This window comes from Paenibacillus sp. 1-18 (genome assembly GCF_000520755.1).
GTDB lineage: Bacteria > Bacillota > Bacilli > Paenibacillales > Paenibacillaceae > Paenibacillus > Paenibacillus brasilensis.
This window is the reverse complement of record NZ_ASSB01000252.1, coordinates 17,550-42,511: the sequence shown is the minus strand read 5'-3', so window position 1 is coordinate 42,511 and position 24,962 is coordinate 17,550. Positions and strand designations below refer to the sequence as shown.

The 24,962-nt window shown below is 43.7% G+C and carries 21 protein-coding genes and 2 pseudogenes; 12 read left to right on the top strand and 11 right to left on the bottom strand.

From position 1 onward, the window contains the following. Positions 1 to 170: 170 nt before the first annotated feature. Complete coding sequence (locus L693_RS0116180) at positions 171 to 563, bottom strand: hypothetical protein (RefSeq protein WP_025718272.1); 393 nt, start codon at positions 561 to 563, stop codon at positions 171 to 173. 91 nt (positions 564 to 654) lie between these two features. Next, positions 655 to 870: a hypothetical protein gene (locus L693_RS0116175; protein ID WP_025718271.1), complete on the bottom strand. Its 216-nt coding sequence runs from the start codon at positions 868 to 870 to the stop codon at positions 655 to 657. Between the two features lie 152 nt (positions 871 to 1,022). Here L693_RS0116175 and L693_RS0116170 point away from each other — a divergent pair, with 152 nt between their 5' ends. Genes L693_RS0116170 through L693_RS0116160 form a run of 3 tightly spaced genes read left to right on the top strand, consistent with a single transcriptional unit; the run spans position 1,023 to position 6,240 of the window. Further along, positions 1,023 to 5,699, top strand: coding sequence for a cation-translocating P-type ATPase (locus tag L693_RS0116170; RefSeq protein WP_025718270.1), 4,677 nt, complete (start codon positions 1,023 to 1,025; stop codon positions 5,697 to 5,699). A 37-nt stretch (positions 5,700 to 5,736) separates the two neighbouring features. Beyond that, positions 5,737 to 6,015 carry a DUF5132 domain-containing protein gene (locus L693_RS0116165; protein WP_049825183.1) on the top strand — a complete coding sequence of 93 codons (279 nt, stop codon included), beginning with the start codon at positions 5,737 to 5,739 and terminating at the stop codon, positions 6,013 to 6,015. Beyond that, positions 6,016 to 6,240, top strand: coding sequence for a hypothetical protein (locus L693_RS0116160; RefSeq protein ID WP_025718266.1), 225 nt, complete (start codon positions 6,016 to 6,018; stop codon positions 6,238 to 6,240). A gap of 78 nt (positions 6,241 to 6,318) precedes the next feature. Here the strand turns inward: L693_RS0116160 and L693_RS0116155 are convergent, their stop codons facing one another. Both L693_RS0116155 and trhO read right to left on the bottom strand, forming a co-directional pair. Next, on the bottom strand, positions 6,319 to 7,242 hold the full coding sequence (locus L693_RS0116155; RefSeq protein WP_025718265.1) for an AEC family transporter: 924 nt from the start codon (positions 7,240 to 7,242) through the stop codon (positions 6,319 to 6,321). 225 nt (positions 7,243 to 7,467) lie between these two features. After that, positions 7,468 to 8,361, bottom strand: a complete 894-nt coding sequence (gene trhO / locus L693_RS0116150) for an oxygen-dependent tRNA uridine(34) hydroxylase TrhO (RefSeq protein WP_025718264.1) — start codon at positions 8,359 to 8,361, stop codon at positions 7,468 to 7,470. A 356-nt stretch (positions 8,362 to 8,717) separates the two neighbouring features. Here trhO and L693_RS0116145 point away from each other — a divergent pair, with 356 nt between their 5' ends. After that, positions 8,718 to 9,761: a carbohydrate kinase family protein gene (locus L693_RS0116145; RefSeq protein ID WP_025718263.1), complete on the top strand. Its 1,044-nt coding sequence runs from the start codon at positions 8,718 to 8,720 to the stop codon at positions 9,759 to 9,761. 129 nt (positions 9,762 to 9,890) lie between these two features. Then, positions 9,891 to 11,143: pseudogene (gene proS / locus L693_RS0116140) on the top strand (proline--tRNA ligase); the annotation flags it as partial. Here the strand turns inward: proS and L693_RS0116135 are convergent. Next, on the bottom strand, positions 11,116 to 11,880 hold the full coding sequence (locus L693_RS0116135) for a spermidine synthase (protein WP_081752155.1): 765 nt from the start codon (positions 11,878 to 11,880) through the stop codon (positions 11,116 to 11,118). The pseudogene proS and the gene L693_RS0116135 sit on opposite strands and share 28 nt — an antisense overlap. Before the next feature lie 27 nt (positions 11,881 to 11,907). After that, positions 11,908 to 12,831, bottom strand: coding sequence for an alkaline phosphatase family protein (locus tag L693_RS0116130; RefSeq protein WP_231503674.1), 924 nt, complete (start codon positions 12,829 to 12,831; stop codon positions 11,908 to 11,910). Positions 12,832 to 13,033: 202 nt separating this feature from the next. Here L693_RS0116130 and L693_RS0116125 point away from each other — a divergent pair, with 202 nt between their 5' ends. Next, the gene (locus L693_RS0116125; protein WP_025718258.1) at positions 13,034 to 13,702 is read left to right on the top strand and encodes a response regulator transcription factor; all 669 of its coding nucleotides are present in this window, start codon (positions 13,034 to 13,036) and stop codon (positions 13,700 to 13,702) included. Further along, positions 13,702 to 15,120, top strand: coding sequence for a HAMP domain-containing sensor histidine kinase (locus tag L693_RS0116120; protein WP_025718256.1), 1,419 nt, complete (start codon positions 13,702 to 13,704; stop codon positions 15,118 to 15,120). The genes L693_RS0116125 and L693_RS0116120 overlap by 1 nt, the downstream gene beginning before the upstream one ends. Positions 15,121 to 15,172: 52 nt before the next feature. On the opposite strand, the gene L693_RS0116115 is transcribed toward L693_RS0116120, so the two are convergent. After that, positions 15,173 to 15,784, bottom strand: coding sequence for an undecaprenyl-diphosphatase (locus L693_RS0116115; protein WP_025718254.1), 612 nt, complete (start codon positions 15,782 to 15,784; stop codon positions 15,173 to 15,175). Between the two features lie 219 nt (positions 15,785 to 16,003). Between L693_RS0116115 and L693_RS0116110 the strand changes: the two genes are divergently transcribed. After that, entirely contained in the window at positions 16,004 to 16,723 is a 720-nt protein-coding gene (locus tag L693_RS0116110) for a YebC/PmpR family DNA-binding transcriptional regulator (RefSeq protein ID WP_025718253.1), read from the top strand. 384 nt (positions 16,724 to 17,107) lie between these two features. Here L693_RS0116110 and L693_RS28205 read toward each other — a convergent pair. The 4 genes and pseudogenes from L693_RS28205 to ybaK all read right to left on the bottom strand — a co-directional run. Beyond that, positions 17,108 to 17,404 (bottom strand): annotated as a pseudogene (locus L693_RS28205) (hypothetical protein); the annotation flags it as partial. Positions 17,405 to 17,668: 264 nt separating this feature from the next. After that, positions 17,669 to 18,424 (bottom strand): COG4705 family protein, encoded by a 756-nt coding sequence (locus L693_RS0116100; protein WP_025718251.1) that lies wholly within the window; start codon positions 18,422 to 18,424, stop codon positions 17,669 to 17,671. A gap of 171 nt (positions 18,425 to 18,595) precedes the next feature. After that, the gene (locus L693_RS0116095; RefSeq protein WP_025718249.1) at positions 18,596 to 19,783 is read right to left on the bottom strand and encodes an oxalate decarboxylase family bicupin; all 1,188 of its coding nucleotides are present in this window, start codon (positions 19,781 to 19,783) and stop codon (positions 18,596 to 18,598) included. Positions 19,784 to 19,861: 78 nt separating this feature from the next. Next, positions 19,862 to 20,341 carry a Cys-tRNA(Pro) deacylase gene (gene ybaK / locus L693_RS0116090; RefSeq protein WP_025718247.1) on the bottom strand — a complete coding sequence of 160 codons (480 nt, stop codon included), beginning with the start codon at positions 20,339 to 20,341 and terminating at the stop codon, positions 19,862 to 19,864. A gap of 456 nt (positions 20,342 to 20,797) precedes the next feature. Here ybaK and L693_RS0116085 point away from each other — a divergent pair, with 456 nt between their 5' ends. From L693_RS0116085 to yfcE, 4 genes are all read left to right on the top strand, one after another. Next, a complete protein-coding gene (locus L693_RS0116085; protein ID WP_081752154.1) occupies positions 20,798 to 21,706 on the top strand; it encodes an ROK family protein in 909 nt (302 codons plus the stop codon). A 213-nt stretch (positions 21,707 to 21,919) separates the two neighbouring features. Continuing rightward, positions 21,920 to 23,335, top strand: coding sequence for a glycoside hydrolase family 1 protein (locus tag L693_RS0116080; protein ID WP_025718243.1), 1,416 nt, complete (start codon positions 21,920 to 21,922; stop codon positions 23,333 to 23,335). A 364-nt stretch (positions 23,336 to 23,699) separates the two neighbouring features. Then, positions 23,700 to 24,080 carry a VOC family protein gene (locus tag L693_RS0116075; protein ID WP_025718240.1) on the top strand — a complete coding sequence of 127 codons (381 nt, stop codon included), beginning with the start codon at positions 23,700 to 23,702 and terminating at the stop codon, positions 24,078 to 24,080. A gap of 330 nt (positions 24,081 to 24,410) precedes the next feature. Beyond that, positions 24,411 to 24,962, top strand: a complete 552-nt coding sequence (gene yfcE, locus L693_RS0116070; RefSeq protein ID WP_025718238.1) for a phosphodiesterase — start codon at positions 24,411 to 24,413, stop codon at positions 24,960 to 24,962.

The window sequence follows — 24,962 nt, the reverse complement described above, 5'->3', positions numbered from 1 at the left end:
AATAATAAATACCGTATTTTTTGGAACAATTGCCATGTTGCACTGAGGCGAATCGTGATCGTGTCGGGAATATTCTCATCGTTTTTAGTCATGATGGTTAGGTTCCTCTCGTTATTAAAATAGGGAAAACTCGCTAAACGAGGTTAGCGAGCGATATGAATATTTTTTATTTATTCGTGAGATGTTGTTGTCTGCATTGCATCCACGACCGGGCCTGGTGTTGACTCCGCTCCTTTTGCTGCGGATTGTGTCAGGTTGCACACCAAACGGCTGTTAACAAGCATACTGCCTGCTTGCGTTCCCACTGTATGACCCACACTGTTCCCTAACAGCCCACCAACAACGGACCCAAGTACGGTCCCTACGCCTGGCAGCAGCGAAGTTCCGAGGATTGCCCCATACTCAATACCGGCCATGACCCCGAGTGCTCCAGTCAAATTCCCTGACGTATGAACCATATAATCTTTGTTATCCATTTGTCCTTTCGTCAAGCTAATGGTATCCTGCAGCTGGGTTATACCTCCAGAAATAAGACCTCCCCATAATGAATTGCCTTGTAGCATGCTGATCTCTCCTTTGTTTAATTTATTTTGTTACTCCAGGATAGTAATTCCCCACTATGCACTTTTTAAATTATTGAACATTTGCCAACTGTTACGGTAGCAAATGATGTTCTGTATTTTTTTTCTCATTTTTTATTGCTTCTGCGGATGGCGGCTCTTTAGTACGGTCTTTGACTTGATCTGCGAGCTCAAGCGCAATTCCTGCTCCTTTAACGGCAAGTTTACGTGCAGCTTTTCGGGCTTCGGGGGACACAGCAAGTGCTAAGGCCGCAGCAGCAAAAATAATACCAAGCGGTGATTTGGCCACAAAAATCCTCTCCTCAAAAAGTTGTTAATAAAATAATTCCTTAATATGAAATTTTTATACCAGATTACATTCAGAAAACAAAATGCATATTTTGTTAACTGTTGTTAATCATAAGTGGAGTTGATTTTAATTATGGACAAGGGAGGTTAAATATGGTGACGCTGCGAAACAAGAACAGGTTTCTTCATGTTCTACCAGGAAGGATACGAATGGAAATCTACGGCTTGCAGGGAAGCGAAGCTGCCGCAGAGCTTTTGGCCAAAAGTCTGTCAGCTTGTAGTGGAATTAACAGAGCGGAACCATGTACAGTGACGGGCAGAGTGCTGGTGCATTATGATGTAAAGCTTGTTTCTGAGCAGCACATGATCCATATACTCTGTGAAACAGAAGAACGGATGTGTTCGGCTAATTTAACACCCCGCCCGGATATTCGGAACGAGGCTACCTTGTCGAAGGAAGCGGAGCGCGAAGCTGCTGCTACTCAAGCTGAATTGAATATTCCTCTCCCTCTCCCGATTAACCCTACGGCACCTAAGACCAATACGAGGGAGCTAAAGGAAAAAATACCCATTGGATTGGCTGTTTCCATGAGCGGTTTAGCCGTATTGGGAATCAAGCAGATCTTTTTAGGACGTTCAGCCCTGGCAAGGAGTCCGGCAACGTTCTTTTTATCGTCGCTCGTATCTGTCGTAACCGGCTACCCTTTTCTCAAGCGAGGAATTCAGACCTATTCGGATAAGAGAAAAATAAACTCAGATCTCATATTAGGTACAAGCGCTCTCGCTCTTGCACTTATGGGCGAAAATCTTGTAGCACTTGCAGGACACAGCATTTTGCAATATGTGAACTGGAAGCGAAGCCACTCTGCATTAAATGGACAGCAAGGGGCTTCTTTGTCACCGGAAATTCAAGCATATAGCGATAAAGCAGGCAAATTAGGGTTTATTGCAGCCGGAATGACTTGGGCCGTTACCCGGAACCCGTTCCGTGCAATCGCCGTCCTTCTGGCAGCAAATCCGCGCGTGGTGACCGTACCTGCCGAGTATGCCTGGAAGCAGGCTGAGCTCGTTTCAGAAGAAAGAAAATACGTAGTTCCGGAAAAAGGATCATTATCCCAACTCGCTCGAACGAAAACGATTTTATTCGAAGACTCGTCACTCCTGTTTAACCGTCCGGAGATTGAAGAAATTCAATGCATGGCAGAGAAGGAGCAAGATGCGGATAAAGTGATATGTTTGGCGGCTTCATTAATGGAGAAAACAGAACATCCATGGAAAGAAGAGGTGTTTAGCAAGGCAAAACAAACCTGCCGGACGATCCGCACAGCTTTTCATGTGGCAGAAGAGCCACAGGGTATAAAAGGAAAAGTCAATGATATACAGGTTATCATTGGCAGCTACACATATATGGAGGAGCACGGTATTGATTTCAGTTCCTATGAGCTTAAATCAAAGAGGCTTGCAAGAAAAGAATACGATGTTCTTTTTGTCGGAAGCCAAGGAAATGGCAAAGGCGAATGTCTTGGGTTAATTGCCAGACATCGGCCATCAACGGTTAACGAATACAGCTCTACCGCCTTATCATTCAGCGAAAAAGGCTGGAGGCTTGGACTGTTGAATAACAGTCTGCATATCAGTGCTGACGAGCTTTCGCAATACGGTATGGATACAAGCTGGTCCTCTTTTGAACAAGGCGAAGTGATTGAACGGATCGCAGTACTCAAGCAGCAAGGCGAAGAGGTTTTATTTGTCGCCGGTCTGGAGCAAAATCCACTCAATGAGTTTTATAAGGAAGCTGGAGTCCAGACGATTTCCATTCATGAGCTGCAACCTATTCAGGAAAGCGCTCTGTACGCCGAAAGAACAGAGCAAATCGTAAACGAGCATGCTTCAATCGCTAAAAAGTGGAATCTTATAGGGTCCGCTTTTGCTACATTAGGCATGATCAGTGCGCCATTGGCCAGTTTGATCGGGGATGCTTTATCACTTGTTTTTACATCCAGAACCAAAAACAGGAGTGAAGCCTTGCCATGTCCAACGGGAATTGCATATAAGGACGAGGCTGCGGTTGCTTCCGAAGCCTTTGCCTGGCATCAGCTGCCTGGCGAACAGATTATCACGAAGTTTCAAACAAACCTACAAAGCGGGTTGACGTCTGATAAGGTACTTTCAATTCGAAGCCGATATGGTTCAAATCAGCTTGAGAGTAAAAAGCCTACTCCTTGGCTCATTGCATATTTGGGTCAATTCAAGGAATTCACAACTCTGATTCTCCTTGGTACAAGTGCACTGGCCTTTCTTACAGGTGGATTATTCGATGGACTTGCAATGGGGGCAATTCTGCTCGCGAATGCCGCAATTGGCACAATTCAGGAACGCAAAGCGGAAAAAGTTGTGGACAAGCTGAATCAATTTCAACCCCCGGTATGTAAAGCCATCAGACAGGGCCAGCACGTAGAGCTAAACGCTGTGGAATTGGTGCCCGGCGATATCGTTTCCCTGGAAGCAGGGGACCGCGTTCCAGCCGATATCCGGTTGATCAGCTCATGGAATATGCGAGTGAACGAGTCGACCCTGACTGGGGAATCTCTTCCCGTCGAAAAGAACGAGTCCTCTTTGCCTGAAGATTGTGCTTTATCTGAGAGAACCAACATGCTCTTTATGGGAACCGACGTGTGCGGAGGCAAGGGGATGGGTATTGTTGTACAAACCGGGATGAATACCGAGATGGGGCATTTAATGTCCCTTTTGAAGCAGCAGGAAAAAGAAGTAACCCCTTTACAGGAAAAAGTAACGTCAATTAGCAAAAAATTTGTGAAAGGCGCTCTCATCGTGGGCGGAATCGTATTCGCAATTGGTATGCTCCGTAGCATCCCTTTTCCACAAATGATTTCGACTTCGATCACACTGGCAGCCTCTGCCATTCCTGAAGGGCTTCCGGTTACCATCACCATTGCCCTCAGCGCAGGCATCTTCCGTATGGCGAAGAAAAACGCGCTGATCCGAAAGCTCTCCTCGTTGGAAACATTAGGGAGAACTACAATTATTTGCACAGACAAGACAGGCACGTTAACTAAAAATGAAATGACGGTAAAAGCGCTCTCTACCGCGGATCGCGCGTGGACTGTAACAGGCAATGGCTACGAACCGAGGGGAGCATTGGAAGAGCTTGCTCCCGAGGCTGCTGCTGCAGCTGCGGGGATCAAAAATGTTGAAAGTTACGAAAACCCCTCAACCCATCCTGATTTGACTCGCTTGCTGCAAATCTGCTTGTTATGCAATAACAGCAAGCTTGAGCAGCAGGAAGGACAGTGGATGACCAAAGGGGATCCGACTGAGGGCGCGCTTTTGACGCTCGCGGCCAAAAACGGACTGTGGCTTAAAGATATGACCCATTGGCATCGTGGACATGAAATTCCATTTGATTCGAAAACCGCGAAAATGAGCGTGGTTTGCAAGGACATTCAGTCGCAGCAGGAATGCTATCTCTTTTCCAAAGGAGCCGTAGAGACGATTCTCGGCCATTGCAATCGATATCAAAAGAACGGGGAGATACTGCCTCTATCTGAAGAACAGAAGCAGCACATTATACAGCAAAATGAAAAGTTTTCAGCCGCAGCGTTGCGTGTGCTTGCTTTCGCGTATCGACCCTTGGATGAGAGCATCGACAATGAGTCCATTGACGACGAATGTGAATTAATTTATGTCGGCATGACCGGCATGATGGACCCTCCCAAACCTGAAGTAGAACAAAATATTCAGGAAGCCTTTGCACTCGGGATAAAGCCTGTGATGATTACCGGTGACCACCCGATTACAGCCATTGCCATTGCGAAGCAACTCGGAATTTACAGTGATACGCAGAGTGTTGTAACTGGACATGAGCTTGACCGTATAACAGACGAAGAGTTAAGCCAAATTGTGGACGAAGTATCCATTTTTGCCCGGGTCACGCCTGAACACAAACTTCGCATTGTAACGGCGCTGCAAAAACGAGGACAAATCGTTGCCATGACTGGCGATGGCGTCAACGATACGCCTGCTATTAAACAAGCCAACGTTGGTATCGCAATGGGAAGAACAGGAACGGAGGTAACGAAGGAAACTGCGGATATGGTGCTAACGGAGGACCATTTCGGCACGATTATAGAGGGAGTCAAAGAAGGCCGAACAATTATTGGAAATATTCGTAAGGCACTTGGCTGTTTATTAACTGGAAATCTGGCCGAGATCATCGTCACGAGCGTTGCCGTGATGGTTGGATTGCCGATCCCTCTGGTTCCTATTCAAATTCTGCTGATGAATTTGTTGACCGATGCTTTGCCAGCAATGGTTCTTGCTGTCAATCCAGGCCAGAAAACGAAGCAGCAGAAACGAACGGATATCGTCGATAAAGACCTGTACCAGAAAGTGATTACAAGAGGGGTTCTGCTGGGATTGGGATCGCTCGGCTTGTTTGCCGCAAGCCGAGCAGTCGGTGCGCCTATGCCTGTGGCCCGAAGCGTTGCTTTTGCAACCTTGGTTGCGGGGCAATTGATACAAACCTTTTCGTGGCGTCAGGAAGGCTCTGAAGAAACAGTACGCGATTGGACAAAAGATCGCTTTTTGATCGGGGCCCTTTGCGTTTCCTGGCTGGCTCTACTAGGAGCCATATATATCCCGCCATTGGCCGGGTTTTTCCATACCGCCCGTCTGCCGCTCCAATATTGGGCTCCCATCCTTGGCGTAGCCAGCTCGGTATCTCTTTTGTCCAAACCGATTTTGGCTCTGATTACAAAAAAGCAGGCAATCAGGGCTTCTCATGCAAACCAAACCTTTGCTGCGGCTTAAACGGCCGCAGTAATACTTAATTACAAGGAGGATCACGATGCTGCAAAATAACAATATTAATAAAATTGTAGTTGGCACTGTGCTTGCCTTTGCCGCTTCCGCTTTGCTTCCCATTGCTAAAACTACTTTTCGTCCTCTTGCCGAAGCTGGAAAGCAAGGCGGAGTCAGCTTGATCAACCGGGGCAAATCTTACCTTCAATTAGCAAGGGAGGAAATGGAAGATATCATCGCCGAAGCCCAATTTGAAAGAATGAAAAAGCAGTTGGACCAAGAAATCGCATTGCTTGACGAACCCAAAAATGAGGAGAATGGATAGATGAGCGAACAAAATATAGATAATCATTTACGCGAAGCCTTAACACACCTGGAATTGGCCTTAAACCAAAGCGTAAGATGCGTGCTTGAGAATGATAGCGCGAAAAAAGAAATAGGTTTAAAGTGGGAACGATTTCTTGGGGAGTTTATGGGACAAATCCGGGAAAAGGGAAAAAAATCAAGGTTAAATCTGCTGGGCTGGATCAGTTTTCCAAGAATACGCTAATAGAGTGTATGCAGCCTCATTCAACAGCAGGCTGCATACTGGATTCTCTACACCATAGAGAGTCTTTTTTTCTAGCTATCATGTTACGATCATAATAAGGATAGGCAAAATCAGGAATGAGGCTAACGTGCTCCACAGGATACAGGTGGACACGAGTTTGGGCGATGCATTGAATTTTTGTGCTAAGATGACGGCATTCACGGCAACCGGCATGGAGGCCAGAATAAAAAGAACGGAGAATAAAAGGCCAGATATCCCCAGTATCAGCATGGAAAGGCAGGCTGCAAACGGAGAGAGCAGAAGCCGGATGATGAGTCCTGCATAGCTGGCTTTTTTAATAGACGGCTCCAGCTTGGAGATTTTTACATAAGCCATCTGGGTGCCAAGGATCGCCAGCACGACCGGAGAATAGGCTGCAGCAATCATCGAGACGCCCGATTGAATCCCGGAGGGCAGATGCCAATCCAGCAGCCGAAGCCCCAGGGCAAGTAGGGCCGCATAGATCGCAGGCAGTGAGAATACCGACTTGACGGCGCTTTGAACAGAAAATTCAGAGCGGGCTGCAAAGTAAACTCCAAGGGTATTGACCAGGATCATCTGTATGACCACATACACAGAGGCCTTATCCAATCCAAGCTGCCCAAAGGCAAGTAAAATGAGCGGCAACCCATAATTCGCACTATTGGTCAGTGTGGAGATCAGGGTAAGTCCAGCGGTTTCAGGAGCACTCAGCTTTAAGATTTTCCCTGCTAATTGAGCAATTCCCCATAACAACAGTAGATTCAATATGGAAAAGGCGATAGTCTGCTCCACATCATGCCAGGAAAGCTGAGCCTTGAGCAGCGTGTCCAGAATCACTGCAGGAATTAAAAAGTACAAGTATAAAGTTGAGAGCGGCTTAGTTTCCAGCTTCATGAATTTGCCGAGTAAAAACCCGGCAATCACTGGAAGGGACAGCGGAACGATAACAGATAAAAGAGTTGAAAGTACAATTTGAATCATGAAATCCACTCATCCTTTCTGTAATAACAATTTTTATTATAAGATGCGGCTTTCTAGCCCGTCCAAGATGTAAATACGATTAAGCTCATAGGTATATACTATGAAGCTTCTGGTAGTTATTCTAAATATGCATTGAGTAGAACAACAAAAGGGATGCCCACAGCCATGTTGAAAGGCTGGTGGAACATCCCTTTTATTATGATGAAAACAAATTTTCCTGCTGAGTTAAGCAGAAACAACAGCTTCCGCTTTAGTCCGGCACTCATCAGAGCAATAGTGTTGATGCTGCTCTTCGCAGTCTGGACATACGATATGCTGGAGATTACATACCGGGCAGTTGATATAATGATCGTTTGGCGTTTCACAATGGAAGCATTTGCCGACAATAACGTCCTCGTCGGTGTGGTTGATTGGAATCGAAATCCGTTCGTCAAACACATAGCATTTACCGTCAAACAAGCGTCCTTGTACTTCCGGGTCCTTGCTGTAAGTCACAATGCCGCCATCCAGTTGGGCTACATCGTTAAAGCCTTCTTTGATCAGAAGACCGGACAGCTTTTCGCAACGAATACCTCCGGTGCAATACGTCAGGATTTTCTTGTCCTTAAACTGGCTCATATTGTCGCGAATCCACTGTGGAAATTCACGGAACGATTCAACTTCCGGACGAATGGCTCCGCGGAAATGTCCGATGTCATATTCATAGTCGTTACGACCGTCCAGAACAACTACATCTTCATCTTGAAGCTGCTCATAAAAATCCTTCGGTGACAAACGCTTGCCGCTAATTTCATTAGGGTCGAGCTCATCCTCATGACGCAGCGTAACAAGCTCCTGACGATGACGTACGAATATTTTCTTGAACGCATGACCGTCAGAATCATCTATTTTAAAAACGATATCGTGGAATTTCGGATTGGCGCGCAAATCACGAATATACTGCTCTGTTTGCTCTACCGTACCAGACAATGTTCCGTTAATACCTTCCTCAGCAATCAAGATTCTTCCCTTGACGCCTAGCTCCTTGCAATAAGCCAGATGCTCTGCCGTAAAGGTGGCAGGATCTTCAATATTTACATATTTGTAAAACAACAAAATTCGATAAGCATGCTCACACATGTAAAATCACCCTCTGATTCAAGTCAAAGTTTTTAACATCAATTTTAAATGTACCAGATTCTTTAAGTTAGTCAACATAAATGTATAAAAAGTGGAAATAAAAAGGGTATTTTAAAATAGTGTGATGTAACGAAGGATATAAGCAGTATTTTACCAAATTACCCTACCGTAAGGATGGTATCTGCGATAGGGTGATTTTTTTGTTATAGAGAGTAGATATATGTTTAGGATATTTTACGGATTCGACACGGTTCTTGGGAAATTGACATTTGGAACATGTTAATTTTATAGAGTACCTATTGTTTTACAAATTTTAAACCATCCGGCGCGAACAGACTCGCGAAAGGGGTCAAATGATGAAATTAAAACTGAACCGCAATAATGAACTGAACGAGCCTTGGCCCACTAGACAACAAATACTATGTATCGGGGGAGCAAATCTAGACCGTAAAATTATGATTAAAGGTACATTTCAGCTTCACACCTCCAACCCGAGCAGCACCAGAAAGCAATCCTGCGGTGGGGTGGCTCGAAATGTAGCCGAAAATTTGGGGAGGCTAAGCCAGCAGGTCAGCCTGTTGACCGCAGTTGGCGATGATGCCGAAGGTGAATTTATAGTCGAGCAGTCTAGACTTTACATGAATGTGATTCCGCTGCAGGTCAAGGGAGAACCGTCAACCGGGGTTTACACCGCTTTGCTGAACGAGTGTGGTGAGCTGATTGTAGCGACAGCAGAGATGGAGATTTATGATCAGATTCGTCCTTCAGCTATCCTTGAAAATATCCCCTTAATCACCTCATCTCAGCTGGTGCTGTTGGATACTAATTTCTCAATGAACGTAATTGCTTCAACCATACGGCTATGCCAAGAACATCGAATTCCGCTTGTCGTTTCTTCCGTATCAGCCTTCAAAATGAGAAAACTTCCTCGAAATTTAAACGGGGTAGGCTGGCTGGTATGTAAGCAGATGGAAGCTGAATCCTATTTGGGAATACAACTTACAGATGATCAGCAACTACTGGACGCAACCCGAATTTTTCACCAACTCGGGGTTCAAAACGTAATTCTGATCCGGGGAACTGACAGTGTCCTATTTACCTCCCAGGATGGAGCGCATGGACAAATTTCTATACAGCACGATCAGGAAGTTATTGATGTCACGGGTGCTGACGATGCTTTTATTGCCGGAATGATATATGGAATTATCCAAGGATATCCAATGGAGCAGGTATGCCAATTCGGAATCAGCTGTGTCGCCTTAACCATTCAAACAGATCGGACGGTTTCAGAGACTATTTCTCTAAATAAGCTTCATTCCATGTTCAAGGAGCTGTACGGCACACATCCGCAAAATTTTGTGTTTTTTAAAGGTCTGTATTTTAAGGAGAAAGATACATAAATAAAGAAAAGAATCTTACCCACTTTTTGTTGCTGAAACTGTAAAGGGAGCAGGTTGCTTAATGAATCATCTGAGATACGCCATCGTTTTTCTACCGCTGTTCTGCCTGTATTTGTTTTTAAAGGGAGGCTCTTTCGTAGCAGGGAATTTTTGATGAAGGATGCCTATTCTTTTGATACGGATTGGGAGGGATTAGACCAAACCTACTGGACCATGTTTGAGACGTATCATCGTATTTTCACACGCTGCGGTCTAAACTTTCGCGCAGTAGAGGCAGATGCGGGCGCTATTGGCGGTGAAGGAGGAACTCATGAATTTATGGCGCTTGCTGACATAGGAGAGGATACGATAGCAGCATGTACCTGCTGTGAATACGCGGCCAATCTTGAAAAAGCCGAGTCACAGGAACATGTCAGCTATTCTTCTTCTCTCAGCACAGAGCCAATGGAGAAATTTCATACTCCAGGTCTGCGCACGATAGATCAACTGGTTGAAGGGCTTCATATAGAGGCAAAAGACATCATCAAAACACTGATTTACATGGCTGATGATCAACCCATCGCTATAGTGGTTAGAGGAGATCATGAGGTCAACGAAGTGAAAGCTCAACATATTTTAGGTAGTGAAAAATTCGAAATAGCAAGTGCAGATATCGTATCAACGGTAACCGGGACCCCTTCCGGGTATATAGGCCCGTTTGGATTGAGGATTCCTGTATGGGTGGATTGCGCAGTTGCTCAAATGTCGAACAGCATCGCCGGCGCGAACGAGCTGGAAACCCATTATCGGCATGTGAATCCAGGACGCGATATGGATCTTCGCCATGTGACGGATTTACGTAATGTCACAGAAGGGGACAGATGCCCTCGCTGTGACGAAGGGGAGTTGAAGCTTTATCGTGGTATTGAGCTTGGACATGTGTTTAAAATCGGTACCCTTTACAGTGAGAAGCTGGGAGCAAAGCAGACGATGATTATGGGGTGCTACGGTATCGGTATTTCCCGAATTCTGTCAGCCATAGTCGAGCAAAATCATGATCAAAACGGGATCATATGGCCTTCAGCGCTGGCTCCATTTCAAGTTCATATCATTCCGGTTTCTGTGAAAGACAACCTGCAAATGCAGATTGCCGAGGAATTATATAACAGTTGCAGGATCAAGGCGTAGAGGTGCTGCTGGATGATCGGGAGGAACGCCCAGGAGTTAAATTTAAAGATTCAGATTTGATAGGTATTCCAGTGAGGATCGTCGTTGGTAAAGATGCTGAGCATGGAAAAATAGAGTGGATAGAGCGAGGCGCCAGCAACAAGGAGACGATTCATATCACGGAAGCAAGCAAACGGATTTTGGACATTCAAGCATTAGTGTCTCGTAAAATATGACCTTCACCAAGTGTAATCTCATAAAAGCCGACCATTTGACGTGTCTGAAAACGGATCGGTTTGTGCCGCCCTATGATGATGACATTTTGAATATCAGCAGTGCCTTCCGAGGGTAGCGAAAAAGCAGTAACATAGGCGAATTCCTCACGTAATGTCGTATGAATGGCATTTATCACGTGATCGTGTTCCCTTTTACCCATTAAGTTCATGATAATAGAGCCCTCGGTATCCAGCTTTTCTTTGACCAGCTTAAAAAATTCTCTGGATACTAAATGCAATGGCGTACCCTGCTCCGTAAAGGCGTCCAAAATAATATAGTCATAAGCATCCGATGCTTCTTGCTCCAAGATGTGACGTCCATCCCCAATCGTCACATTGTCTTTATCGTACCCAAAGAAGGTTTGGCTTAACTTCACGACCAGGGCATCCAGCTCTGCAATCTTAAAGTGTTTTTCTCTAAAATGGCCCGCAATCGTTCCGATTCCATGTCCGATGACAAATACGTCCTCGAATGAAGGATCGTTCAGCTCCATCAGATGGATGATAGCCCTCGGGTATTCGAACAGGATACGTTGCGGATCATTCAAATCCAACGCACCTTGGACAGCCGCATTCGAAAATTGCATCACACGGAAGGACCCCTTTTCACCGTCTAGTTCCGGGGTGTCGTACACCATAATCTCATGGTTATTACTGCGCTTGCTATACAATACATCCAAGTGACTAATCTCCTTCAAGTCGTACTTCACCACCATATTAGACATTTATGAGCCTATTGTCCATAGATTCAGCGGCGGGGCCGTTCTGCTCTTGCCGAGCAAGTTCAATCCGTAAAATTGTTCAATCATGCGTAGCATGGAAAAATGATTGCTTTTTTCATTATACAGGCCCTTTTTCAAATGAGCGCCTATGATCATAGTCGGAATTTTGTTGTTGCTGCTCATATCATCTTCGTCCCATGTTACGATCAAAAGACTGTTATGCTGCGGTGCCCATCGAGCATAAGAAGATAAGTGGGCCTGCAGCCATTGATCAGCTTCCCGGATTGTGCCGTCGTGCATATCGTGTTGCAGGTTAGGAATGACAATGGAAACCGTCGGCAGCTGATTAAAGTTTTGCGGGAAACGGGTCAAAGGCATATTGATTGAGGCAGGCAGATTGTTGAAATTTACCCACGGATTATGTTTTCTCGCATACAGGGTTTCCAGATCATATGGACCGGTAAATCCGGTTCGAGGCAGCCCCTCCGAATAGCCCCCAAACGTATATCCATGCTGTATAAGCTCTAAAGCCAGATTGCTGGTGTTCATTTTCTTTGGAGTCAAATCATTGTGGACGCCCTGATTAGAACCGGAAAATAGATCCAGGTAGTTGGGTTGACTTGGATGTTCAATCGCATAATGATTCATCAAATTGACACCGTTTTTCATTAAATCGTTCATAAATGGAGCGGAGGGATTACCTGAGATTTTTTTCGACGAATGATTTTCTTCTACCACAATAACAATATGGTCAATACGTTGCGGAGATTCGATAGCATTGGGCTGCGATGCTTTAACCTTCACAGACAAGTCAGCCCGGGTTAAGGCTTGAGCCGCCATAGCATCAGAACGGACAGTAAACTTACCGGCATGAGACAACATACAGAAAGCTACCGATAGAGTGATGGCGGTTATCAGTGTTTTCATTTTCAAGAATACAACCTTCTTTCATGATGAACGGCTAACAGAGCCATGTTCATAGAGTCATGACTCAGCTTACACAGGGCACATTAAAATATCATGAGAAAAATAAATTGAAAAGATCATTATTTTTTAATGTACATAGAGTAAACTGATTTCTATATCAAGCGTTTAGAAAAAGACGCTCTTGCGCCTGGAAAGGAAAGCTATGAAAAAGATACTCCTGATTGAGGATGAGAAAAACTTGGCCCGTTTCATTGAGCTTGAACTAAAGCATGAATCTTACGAGGTGACTGTCGAGTACGAGGGGCGGAAAGGGTTGGAGTCTGCGTTAAGCGAGGAATGGGACATCATTCTGCTGGATTTAATGCTACCAGGCATCAATGGAATTGAAGTGTGCCGGCGGATTCGCAAAACAAAGCAAACCCCGATCATTATGCTAACTGCAAGAGACGGTGTGATGGACAAAGTGATGGGATTGGACAGTGGGGCCGATGATTATATTCCAAAGCCTTTTGCTATTGAAGAACTTTTGGCACGGATGCGTTCTTTGCTCCGACGCAGTGGAAGTGTTGAGGATACCAAGCAAATTACCTACAAAGAGCTGGTACTGGATAGCGAGGCGCGCATTTTGACAAAAAACCAACAGATTGTTGAATTAACGAAGCGTGAATTTGATCTGCTCTCAATATTGATGCATAACATTGGACGCGTCATGACTCGGGAGAGACTGCTGGAGCTTATATGGGGCTATGATTCGGAGGTCGAAACGAATGTTGTCGACGTGTATATTCGTTACTTGCGCAGCAAAATCGACGAGCCTGGAGAACCAAGCTTTATTCAGACATTACGCGGACTAGGATATGTGATTCGATAATGGCAACTTTAAAATCCGTATTCTCAAGGCTGCCCATCCGTTGGAAATTGGCGGTGTGGTCCTCGTTGCTGTTATGTATTTTGTTTGTGTTGTACAATAGTGTCCAATATTTTACGATTAACCAGTGGATGGTCAGTGAGGGAGAAGTGAGCATCCGCAAGAGTATGAATGAACTCCAAAGCTTTTTTCAGGAAAAACAGATGTCAGCACAGGAAATAGTGAACAGTCGGCGATTTGTTGAGGATATGAATGATCCGCATCAAATCATTCGCATTTTGAACCAGCAAGGAATCCCACTGCTCAGCGTCAGCAACGAGCTGCCTGAGGATTGGTTTTTGCCCCAAACAGTTCAAAGCACCCGGATTATGACGGCCTGGCATTTGGAGGATCAGGTCCTGATCATGCGAAGTCCGCTGCATTCAGGCCGTTTTACGGGAACGATTGAAATTATCAACAACATGGAAAATTTAGAGAAGGTGAGTGACAAAATAAAAGGTGTCATGATTGCAGGAGGTATAGGTGCTATTCTATTGAGCGCCTTGGGAGGAATTTTTCTTTCACGCCAGTTAATTCGTCCGATTCAATCCATGACGGATACGATGACAAGAATACGGAAAAAAGGGATACACGAGGAACGTGTGCAAGTATCCGATAACAATGACGAGCTGTCAAATCTGGGAAGAGTGTTTAATGGGCTGATGGACCAGTTAGAGCGTTCATTCTTACAGCAAAAACAGTTTGTCGAAGATGCCTCCCATGAATTACGCACACCCATTTCGATTATTGAAGGTCATATCTCCTTATTGAACCGTTGGGGTAAACACGACCCGGCCATATTGGACGAGTCGCTTAGTGTGTCCATTCTGGAGCTTGAACGCTTGAAAGGTATTGTAAACGATCTTCTAGAGTTGACCCGAGCCGAGTCAAGAACCTCAGACCAGGATGTGCCTGCAATAGATACTCGTCACACCGTTCAGTATACGCTCACCAATTTTGCGATGCTGCATCCTGATATGAAATTCCGTGAGGAACTGAATTCCCTCGAAAAGATACAGGTCAAGATCACGCCACAGCATTTGGAACAGCTGTTGCTGATCATGCTGGATAACGCCGTCAAATATGCAGGCTCTTCAAAAGAAATTCTTGTAACCGGCACGTTGGAACGAAACGAGGTTTGCATTCATATTACTGATTACGGAATCGGGATTCCGACAGAGGACTTGCCTTATTTGTTCGACCGATTTTATCGGGTGGATAAGGCAAGAAGCCGCGAACAGGGCGGAACAGGTCTGGGCCTGGCTATAGCCAAGCAGCTTGTCAAGCGATATAACGGTGACATCAGAGTGAGCAGTATTGAAAATATCGGGACAACCGTAACACTTGCTTTTCCAATGCCAGAGTCTAGATATGTTGGATAAATGAAAGAAGCTCCTAAACCATGGATATTGGTTTACGGAGCTTCTTTCACACTCAAGCATCGTCAGATTGTGGTTTGGTTGATTTATTCCAAATTTTATGTTCTGCTTTTTCGTACAGCTCCAGACATAAGTTTGCCAATTGCTGAGGACGTTTGAAATGCAGGAGCAGATAGCGGGTACTAACTGCACATAAGGTACCGATCAGCGCACCAACTGCAATATCCGACGGATAATGGACACCAGCCCAGATACGAGAAAAGCTGATAAGTAAAGCTGCGGCGAGCCAGAACAATCTAAACTTCTTACCATATAGCCAAAACGTGACCGCCAGCGCAAAAGCTCCAATAGCGTGGTCGCTTGGGAAAGAAGCGTTAGCCGGATGCTTGATTAGCTGAATGACGGTGTGGGTGACAAAGGGACGATCCCGGTACATGAGATGCCCGATAATAAAGCTGATCCCCATGCCCAGACATGTAGATACGACTGCGGACACGATCATTTTCCGGTTGAGTTTATTTCTTGAAAACCAGTATAGGATTAGAGCCAAGGCGAATACATATTGGAAATCTTCGGCGAAAAAACGAATGACTCCATTCAGAAAAGCAAAAGTATTCGCTTGTTCATTGATGAGGTGAAAAATTTGATAGTCCAGGTTGGATAACATGTTAGGGATTACTCCTTTTCTAATGTGATTCGAAAGTAATATGATCTTAACTTATTAATATGGGAGGACTTTTAGATGAAAATTAGAATTTCATGAGAAAACGCTTTCTTGACATGACTACATCGTTGGAACTTGTCCAGGTGTCCTTTAGGAGATATAATATACAAGGATATAATGAAGTTCGTTGTGTATATTCATACAGGAAGAGAGCGGGATATTATGGGACGTAAGTGGAATAACATTAAAGAAAAGAAGGCATCCAAGGATGCTAATACGAGTCGTATATATGCTAAATTCGGTGTGGAAATTTATGTAGCAGCCAAACAGGGTGAGCCCGATCCTGAATCTAATCGGGTGTTAAGAGTCGTATTGGAACGTGCAAAAACGTACAATGTACCGAAAGCGATCATTGACCGCGCTATTGAAAAAGCAAAAGGTGCCGGCGATGAAAACTACGTAGAGCTTCGTTATGAAGGCTTCGGGCCTAACGGTTCTATGGTTATTGTAGATGCACTGACTAATAACGTAAATCGTACAGCATCGGATGTGCGTTCTGCTTTTACTAAAAATGGTGGCAGCCTGGGTGTGAGTGGATCAGTAGCTTACATGTTTGATTCAACAGCAGTTATTGGTTTGGTAGGCAAAACGGCAGATGAAGTGCTGGAGCTGCTGATGGAGGCAGACGTAGAGGTACGTGACATCATTGAGGAAGATGAAGCCGTCATCGTATATGCAGAGCCTGACCAATTCCACGCTGTGCAAGAAGCTTTCAAGCAGGCAGGAGTGACTGAGTTTACAGTGGCCGAGCTTACCATGCTTGCCCAAAATGACATCTCACTTCCAGAGGATGCACAGGTGCAATTTGATAAATTGATTGATGCATTAGAAGATTTGGAGGATGTTCAACAGGTATACCACAATGTAGATTCCGGGGAATAGCTTCTGTTAAACAGATTATAAAAACATTGTATTTCGATACGATGTTTTTTTGTTATACAGTTTTTTCTGACTGATCAGTCTGATAAAAGTATTATTTTAGGCAAGGCGGTGAATGTGCAGTTGGGAAGAGCAAAAGAATTGATACAGAACACGTTCTCCGTAAAGCCATGACTGTATTTTGATAGTATGGCTACGAGGGAACCTCACTGACGATATTGTTGGAAGAGCTGGGCATCGCTCGTCAGAGTCTTTATGATACTTATGGAACGAAGTATGATTTGTTTCTGTCTGCGATCAAGCACTATACCCAAGAAAAAACAGAAGCCGTGCTTCGCATTCTTAGTCAACCTGGCAGTGTGAAGGAATCTATAGCTCTCCTTTTTTATGATCCACAAGGTTATCTGAGACGAGCGTGCCCACAACGCTGATGAGAGTCACCACGAGCCAGTAGATTCCGGGTATATATTTGCGTGACCTAAACTGAAATAGAAGTGTGACAAGTAAGAGAACAACCATGATCAAAGTTGTACGAGTCAACCCCCAATGCAAATTAAAGTTAAGAAAGTCGGCGGTTGTTTCTCCCACGGTAGTCGTCATAATCTTAATGATCCAAAAGAAAATGGTGATCTCCGGCACCTTGTTCAGCATTTGCAAACTAATGGATGAGTCCTCATTTTTCATTTCTAATCCTCCTTATGAACTAGGGAACCTTATTAAATGCTTGTTCCTACTGAGCAGTGTACATAAAGAACATGAACCGATAGTGAGAACTAGATGTGAAAAAACCTAAAAAATTTAAATTTAGATTAGAAAATGATGAGGAGTAGTGATGCGAATTACTATATTGTGAACAGACAATGCTAAAAAAGATATAGGCTCGGCTAAAGCCGGAGGCCTATATCTTTGTATATAAAGCAGCTATGGATAACGAATCGGTACAAATGATTAACTTGCGTTTAACTCCGGTGATTCTTTCATTTTAGAAGCATTTAGAGTAATATAGATAATTAAAGCTATAAGAATTGTAACCAGTACCAGCGAAGATCCCATAGTGCCTAAATCCAAACCTCCCTTTGCGTGTGATTTGGTAAGAAAGTCTCCAAATGTCGCTCCAAAAGGACGTGTTAATACAAATGCTATCCAGAATAGAAATACTCGTGAAAAATTTGTAAAATAAGTTAATAGTAAAATAATACCCAGCAAACTACCTATTAAAACCGCTCCTCCTACAAATCCAAGGCCGGAACTATCCGCCAAAAAATCACCTAAAGCAGTACCCAAAGTGTTCGAGAACAAGATGGCAATCCAATAAATTACTTCTACTTTCCGTGTAGTAATATTATTGACATTCAATGATCGCTCACTAAAATACCAAAATGAAAAAATGGCTAACAATATACAAATTAAAATGAATGATCCGGTTGCATAACCCAACCCTAGGCTACGATCCATGTAGTCTGACATGGTTGTACCAGCAGTGCTCGTTGTAAGAATAACAGTCCAATAAAGAAATGGATGATACTTCTTGGAAAGAAGTTGGAAAATAAGACTAATTAAAAAAATACTAAACAAAATCATGGAACTAATGGCATAGCCTACATTAAGAGTTTGTGACAATAAATCACCTGCGGTTTCACCCAGCGTAGTAGCGCAAATCTTCATAATCCAAAAAATGGCCGTAACTTGTGCGATTTTTTGCATCTTTATTTCTCACTCCCCGAATTTTACAGCATTTTATTTTTATAAAATGCCATTTGCGTAACTATATCCGGAGATCATTAAATTCGCATTAGAAAGCAGTAAGAAATGAATGAGGATATGTTTTTTTCTGAGTGCATGCACAAGACGCACGTTCACCGGCTTCTTCAGGGGTTACCCCTTCGGATAAAAAGAATACCCCGGATATTTGACGACAGGCCATTTATCCTTGCGCAATTGAGAGGTCACATCGGTGCCAACATGTAAATTGCTCTGAATCAGTTCTGTTGGCGTAAGAGCCATCCATTGATTCAAGGAAACATCTGTAAAACGGTCACTTTTAAACATTTCAAGAAACCAAAGTGTGCTGGAGCCTGTATTTTGAATGTAATGACCGTAAGCAAAAGGCACATATCCAACATCCCCGGCTCTGAAATCAAACGTACGGGCTGCACCATTACCGCCAAAGACAGTCATCCTTCCTTGCCCGGCAAGATAGTATTGCCATTCGTCATTATTAGGGTGCCAGTGCATTTCCCGCATAGCTCCTGGCTCAATCTCAACAAGAGCAGCGGCGATGGTTTTGGATATTGGAAAATTGGAGGAATCGACGATTCGTACGCTTCCCCCTGGTGTTTTAATCGGGGGCTGAGCTAGTAATTTATACTTAAAGGATTGAGGTGCCGCACCATAGGGAGAGGAAACCGCTTGGCTTTGAAGAGAACCGGGAACGGCATCCTGATAGATGTATACTTGATCTTGAGGAATCGACGCAAAATCAGCTTCTGGAACACCAAAATTGGCAGACAGTACATCTTTGGGGGTATGTGCGAACCAATCGGAGATGGATAGGGTGTTTAAATCCGAGAAGCTGCCATCATCAAAGACCAGCAAAAATTCGCAGCCGTCCTCTAGACCCTGTATAGAGTGGGGAATGCCGGGTGGGAAATACCAGAGATCGCCTGGGCCCACATCAGCAATAAAATTACGTCCGTCCTGGTCGACTGCTGTAATACGGGCACTTCCCAGCAGCATATAGGACCATTCTGCTTGCTGATGCCAGTGAAGCTCACGGACACCTCCAGGCGTCAAACTCATATTTATCCCGGCTAGGGTTGTCGCAATCGGTAATTCCCTGACAGTTATTTCTCTGGACCAACCACCATAATTAAGCTGCATATGGGCGTCTGAAAAAGAAAATCTCATGTTCGGAATGAGTCCATTATCCGTTATGGGTGGAACCAGCATATCGGGATTTTGCAAATCCCTCATCACATCACGGGGGCCCTTGTCGATGCCTCCAGCCCCATCGCTTCTGATGGGCTGTGGGACTCCGCTATTTTTCAAGCCATCATTATGCATGATTTGATCTTCCTCTCCAGGTTGAAGCTAAGGATAAGAGAAAATACGCATAAAGATTTTATGACCGTATGGTGAGTTTTATGCTGTATGCGTCAGATCTGCAAACTGTGCCTGAGTAATTTGAGCCAAATTCTGCGGATTCAACTCCAGTTGGGTTCCAATTTTCCCGGCGCTTACAACAATGGTTTCCAATTCAAGTGCGGGCTGGTCGATAAAAGTAGGATAGAGCTTTTTCATTCCGATCGGCGAGCAGCCGCCGCGAATATATCCTGTATGCTTTTGCAGGTCTTTAACAGGAAGCATTTCGATTTTTTTCTCTCCCGCGGACTTGGCAGCCTTTTTAAGATCAAGCTCTTTATGTACAGGAATTACAAAAACAAACAAATTTTGTTTGCTGTGTGCAACCAACGTTTTAAAAACCGCTTCCGGCGCTCTTTTGATCTTTTCGGCTACGTTCATACCGTCTATTTTGCCATCTTGATGATCATAGCTCAAAATATTGTAGCTTATATGCTGCCCGTCCAATATGCGCATAGCGTTTGTTTTGCTGGTACTCATCTTATTTCTTCCTTTCCTAACTCGTGCGAGGTAATCGTTGCAACTAGAGTCGTTCCAAGGCATCCACGTAGTCTTTTGCTTCTTTTAAAGAGAGATCCCTGGCTGTTCTCAAAGTTGACACCAGAATTCCCCCTATTTCACTTGATTTCTTCAGAAATGGCACACTGAACATCAGTTACTTCTGAATAGTATAGCAAATGATTTAAAGGACTAGGGAGATGCACATCTCTATATGTGTCAAATAAGACTGCAAATTGACTTTTTGTAAACCAAAAGCTATATTACAGCTTATTATAACCGTTTTAATAAAACCTTGAAAAGGAGTGTATTACAATCCAGCCAGTCTCCAATAATACCATTCGGGTCAAACAAATAAATGTAGAGTTAGTCAAAAACACACTAAAATCCAAGGAATATGCGACCAAATCGTCCATAGCCAGCATTACAGGACTTAGTGTGGCAACCTGCGGGAATATTTTGAAAGAGCTGCTTCAAACGGGAGAAGTATTAGAGATGGAATTGGAAGAATCCAACGGTGGACGTCCGGCAAGACGGTACAAATATAACGCCGATTATTCCTATATCATCTGTTTAAACGTAAAAACGGAAGGCGGAGTGCTTTCTCTTACTTACGCTGTTGCCAATTTACTGGGTGAGATCATTGCAGAAAAGACCTCAATTGTGCCTCAGATTGATTACGAGGTAATAGAAACCCAAATTGGAGAACTGATTCATAACTATGGAAATGTCAAAGCCATTGGTATTGGCGTTCCAGGGGTTGTCCATCAAGGGGTGATTGATGTTTGTGATATTGACCTGCTCATCGGAGTCCCGGTAGGGCCGCGTCTTCAAGACAAATATGGGTTGGAAGTTACCGTGGAAAATGATATGAATCTGACAGTTTACGGGTTTTATAACATGCAAAATTATGATGAGGATAAAACCTTCGCCATTGTTAACTTTCCCAAGGACCATTTTCCGGGAGCAGGTTTTATTGTTGACGGACATTTGTTAAAGGGAAATACCAAATTTGCCGGGGAAGTTTCATTTTTACCTTTTGATGTGACGAGAGAAGAACAGCTTAAACAGCTTAATAGCACTCAAGGGTTTGTTCCACTGGCAGTCAAAACGATAACTTCCATTATTGCGATTATTGATCCTGTATCTATCGCTTTGACCGGAGAGCTATCCAAGCCGGCTTTGCTGGACGATATTTATAACGGCTGTTTAAAGGACATCCCCAAAGAACATATGCCAGAGATTTTTGTGAAAAACGATACCTATGAAGAGTACATGAACGGGTTGATTTCGGTTACCCTCGAAAGTCTGACATACCATTTGCAATTAGTGGAAAAAAGAAAATAGAGAAGTGAAATTTTGGAGATCATACCATTATAGGCTCTGAAAGTGTAGTGTTCACATGTACTGTGATAATCACCGCCGCTGAAAAAAAATACTTGACATGAAACGCGTTACAAATCTTAAGATTCAATTGGAAGTACTTTATAACACATCAGCATAGAGGTAACGTATTTCTATCCTAGTTCATGAAAAAACATCAGCAAAGGCGGAGAAAATATGAGTACACAGTTTCCAAAAGATTTCCTGTGGGGCGGAGCAGTTGCTGCGAATCAGCTCGAAGGCGCTTATCAAGAGGATGGAAAAGGCTGGTCCATTCAGGATGTAACTCCTCGCGGTGGTTGGGGACCGATTACGGATGTGCCAACAGAAGATAACATGAAGCTGATTGGTATTGATTTTTATCATAATTATAAGGAAGATATCAAGCTTTTTGCCGAAATGGGCTTTAAAGTGTTCCGTACGTCCATCGCTTGGTCGCGTATTTTCCCTAAAGGGGATGAACTGGAGCCTAACGAAAAGGGCTTGCAATTTTATGATGATTTGTTTGACGAACTTCATAAATACGGGATTGAACCTCTCGTTACATTGTCTCACTATGAAACACCTTTACATCTGTCCAGAGAATATGACGGTTGGGTAAACCGCAAGCTGGTTGATTTTTATGAGCGCTATGCTACAACTGTATTTAAACGCTACAAAAATAAAGTAAAATACTGGTTGACCTTTAATGAAATTAACTCCATTCTTGAAGCACCATTCATGAGTGGCGGGATTAGCACACCAAAAGATCAGCTAAGTGAGCAAGATCTTTATCAAGCCATTCACCATGAGCTTGTGGCGAGTGCAAGAGCGGTAAAAATCGGTCATCAAATCAACCCTGATTTCAAAATCGGTTGTATGGTGCTGAGCATGCCTACGTATCCGCTGACACCTAGTCCAGACGATGTGATCGCTGCAATGGAGTTTGATCACAGAAACATGGCCTTCGCGGATATTCATGCAAGAGGTCAATACCCAGGCTACATGAAACGTTTCTTTAAAGAAAAAGGAATCACGATTCATTTTGAACCAGATGACGCTGAAAATTTGAAGCATACCGTTGATTTTATCTCGTTCAGCTATTACATGAGCACTTGTGAAACAGCAGACGAGGCCAAGAAAACGAAAGGTGAAGGTAACATCCTCGGTGGTGTTAGCAACCCGCATCTTGAGGCTAGTGAGTGGGGCTGGCAAATTGATCCGCAGGGTCTGCGTTATGTACTGAATACGTTCTACGATCGCTTCCAAAAACCACTATTCATCGTTGAAAATGGTTTGGGCGCCGTTGACGAGCTTATCACCAATGAAAAAGGCGAGAAAACCGTTGAAGATGACTACCGCATCAATTACCTGAATGATCATTTGGTTCAAGTTGGAGAAGCGATTGAGGACGGAGTAGAAGTTATGGGCTACACGTCTTGGGGCTGTATCGACCTTGTCAGCGCATCGACTGCTCAGCTTAAAAAGCGTTATGGTTACATTTATGTAGACCGTCATGATGATGGCAGCGGTACACTGGAAAGATATCGCAAAAAATCGTTCCACTGGTACAAAGAGGTTATTGCCACGAACGGCAAAAGCCTTAAACGTTAATTTATAAATAAACTAGTGATTAAGTTTTAAACATACAACGAAGGTTATACGTAGCGACCGCTTCTGCTCTTTTACGGGAAGCGGTCGCTAATTTTTTAGGGCATTAGCAACCGAATTGTCAAGCTAAGTGCGACAGAGCTTTCATGAATGATTCGTAAGCGACATTTTATTGATAATTGGTGATAAATAGATTGGACAAAAGTAAATTACTGATATATATTAGGACTTATTAAAACATTAATAATAACTATATAGGCCACGAGAAGTAGACCATGAATTTCGCAGAAAGCTACTGAAAAGCATTGAAAAGTTGAGCCCAGTATAAATGAAGTTTTATGATGAGGGCCACAGAAGGAGGAAAATAGTGAAGATTGAGCATGTAGCGATCTGGGTCAGAGATTTGGAGAAAATGAAGAGCTTTTACGAGCAATACTTTGACGGGAAATCTAACGATAAGTATTATAATGCGACAAAAGGATTTGAGTCCTATTTTATCACCTTTAAGGATGGAGCAAGGTTAGAGGTTATGCGTCAAACAGGAGTAGATCATTCGCCACAGATCAATACTACAGGCTGGGCTCATGTGGCATTTTCCGTTGGAAGTAAAGAACTGGTGAATGAAAAGACAGAGCAGCTCATGCATGCAGGATATGAAGTAGTGGGTCAGCCAAGATTAACAGGTGACGGTTATTATGAAAGCGTAATTAAAGATCCAGAGGGTAATTTGATAGAAATTTCAATGTAATATCTAATATAAACGGAGTAAGGACAGGCTCCTGTACAATGCTATTATGATAAAGAGTTATTGAGGAGCGTTTATACGCCAAAGGTCTCTGCCATGAATATAATCATCTCCATCCTAGAAATAAGATGATAAGCACAAGTATAGAAGGAATTAATAATAAACTACAGCTCATTCGGAGCTGTAGTTTTGTGTCTTAAAAGAATATTACCCAACGGAAGAAACATTTTTGCACAGATTTGTTCAGGGAATAATGTAATAATGGGCTTAAGAGGGATATTTTCTAACTATACAGCAAATTACAACAGCCTATTCAGAAAGGAAAGAACAATCATGAAATTGATGTGTATATCAGATATTCACGGCTCGCTGCACTGGTTGCAATTGGCGCTGGAAAAATTCAGGGAGGAGAAAGCTGACCGTCTTGTCCTGCTCGGAGACTATATGTACCATGGGCCGCGCAATCAGCTGCCCGAAGGATATAACCCAGCAGAAGTGGCTGCTTTGCTGAATCAGTACAAGCCGCATATTGCGGTGTCTGTCCGCGGGAATTGCGATGCAGAAGTGGATCAAATGCTGCTTGAATTTCCGATGATGGGCGATTATGCCTTGTTATACCATGAAGGGCGGCGCATCTATGTCACCCATGGACATGGCTTCAGTATCGGGAACTTACCTCCACTGGAAGCGGGGGATGTATTCATTCAGGGACATACCCATATTCCAGTAGCGGATGTAGAAAAAGGCGTATTTATTCTAAATCCGGGCTCTATCTCGTTGCCAAAGGAAAACTATCCGCCATCTTATGCTGTACTGGAAGAAGCACAGTTTACAGTAAAGGATTTTGAAGGAAATACGGTGAAAGCCATCACATTTTCAAAGTAA

What these genes read in the sequence shown, in the direction of transcription:
- yfcE (WP_025718238.1), top strand. Translation starts at nt 24,411, where the DNA reads ATGAAATTGATGTGTATATCAGATATTCACGGCTCGCTGCACTGGTTG.
- L693_RS0116130 (WP_231503674.1), bottom strand. Translation starts at nt 12,831, where the DNA reads ATGAAAACACTGATAACCGCCATCACTCTATCGGTAGCTTTCTGTATG.
- trhO (WP_025718264.1), bottom strand. Translation starts at nt 8,361, where the DNA reads ATGTGTGAGCATGCTTATCGAATTTTGTTGTTTTACAAATATGTAAAT.
- L693_RS0116145 (WP_025718263.1), top strand. Translation starts at nt 8,718, where the DNA reads ATGAAATTAAAACTGAACCGCAATAATGAACTGAACGAGCCTTGGCCC.
- L693_RS0116095 (WP_025718249.1), bottom strand. Translation starts at nt 19,783, where the DNA reads ATGCATAATGATGGCTTGAAAAATAGCGGAGTCCCACAGCCCATCAGA.
- L693_RS0116160 (WP_025718266.1), top strand. Translation starts at nt 6,016, where the DNA reads ATGAGCGAACAAAATATAGATAATCATTTACGCGAAGCCTTAACACAC.
- ybaK (WP_025718247.1), bottom strand. Translation starts at nt 20,341, where the DNA reads ATGAGTACCAGCAAAACAAACGCTATGCGCATATTGGACGGGCAGCAT.
- L693_RS0116100 (WP_025718251.1), bottom strand. Translation starts at nt 18,424, where the DNA reads ATGCAAAAAATCGCACAAGTTACGGCCATTTTTTGGATTATGAAGATT.
- L693_RS0116120 (WP_025718256.1), top strand. Translation starts at nt 13,702, where the DNA reads ATGGCAACTTTAAAATCCGTATTCTCAAGGCTGCCCATCCGTTGGAAA.
- L693_RS0116155 (WP_025718265.1), bottom strand. Translation starts at nt 7,242, where the DNA reads ATGATTCAAATTGTACTTTCAACTCTTTTATCTGTTATCGTTCCGCTG.
- L693_RS0116115 (WP_025718254.1), bottom strand. Translation starts at nt 15,784, where the DNA reads ATGTTATCCAACCTGGACTATCAAATTTTTCACCTCATCAATGAACAA.
- L693_RS0116180 (WP_025718272.1), bottom strand. Translation starts at nt 563, where the DNA reads ATGCTACAAGGCAATTCATTATGGGGAGGTCTTATTTCTGGAGGTATA.
- L693_RS0116170 (WP_025718270.1), top strand. Translation starts at nt 1,023, where the DNA reads ATGGTGACGCTGCGAAACAAGAACAGGTTTCTTCATGTTCTACCAGGA.
- L693_RS0116080 (WP_025718243.1), top strand. Translation starts at nt 21,920, where the DNA reads ATGAGTACACAGTTTCCAAAAGATTTCCTGTGGGGCGGAGCAGTTGCT.
- L693_RS0116110 (WP_025718253.1), top strand. Translation starts at nt 16,004, where the DNA reads ATGGGACGTAAGTGGAATAACATTAAAGAAAAGAAGGCATCCAAGGAT.
- L693_RS0116165 (WP_049825183.1), top strand. Translation starts at nt 5,737, where the DNA reads ATGCTGCAAAATAACAATATTAATAAAATTGTAGTTGGCACTGTGCTT.
- L693_RS0116125 (WP_025718258.1), top strand. Translation starts at nt 13,034, where the DNA reads ATGAAAAAGATACTCCTGATTGAGGATGAGAAAAACTTGGCCCGTTTC.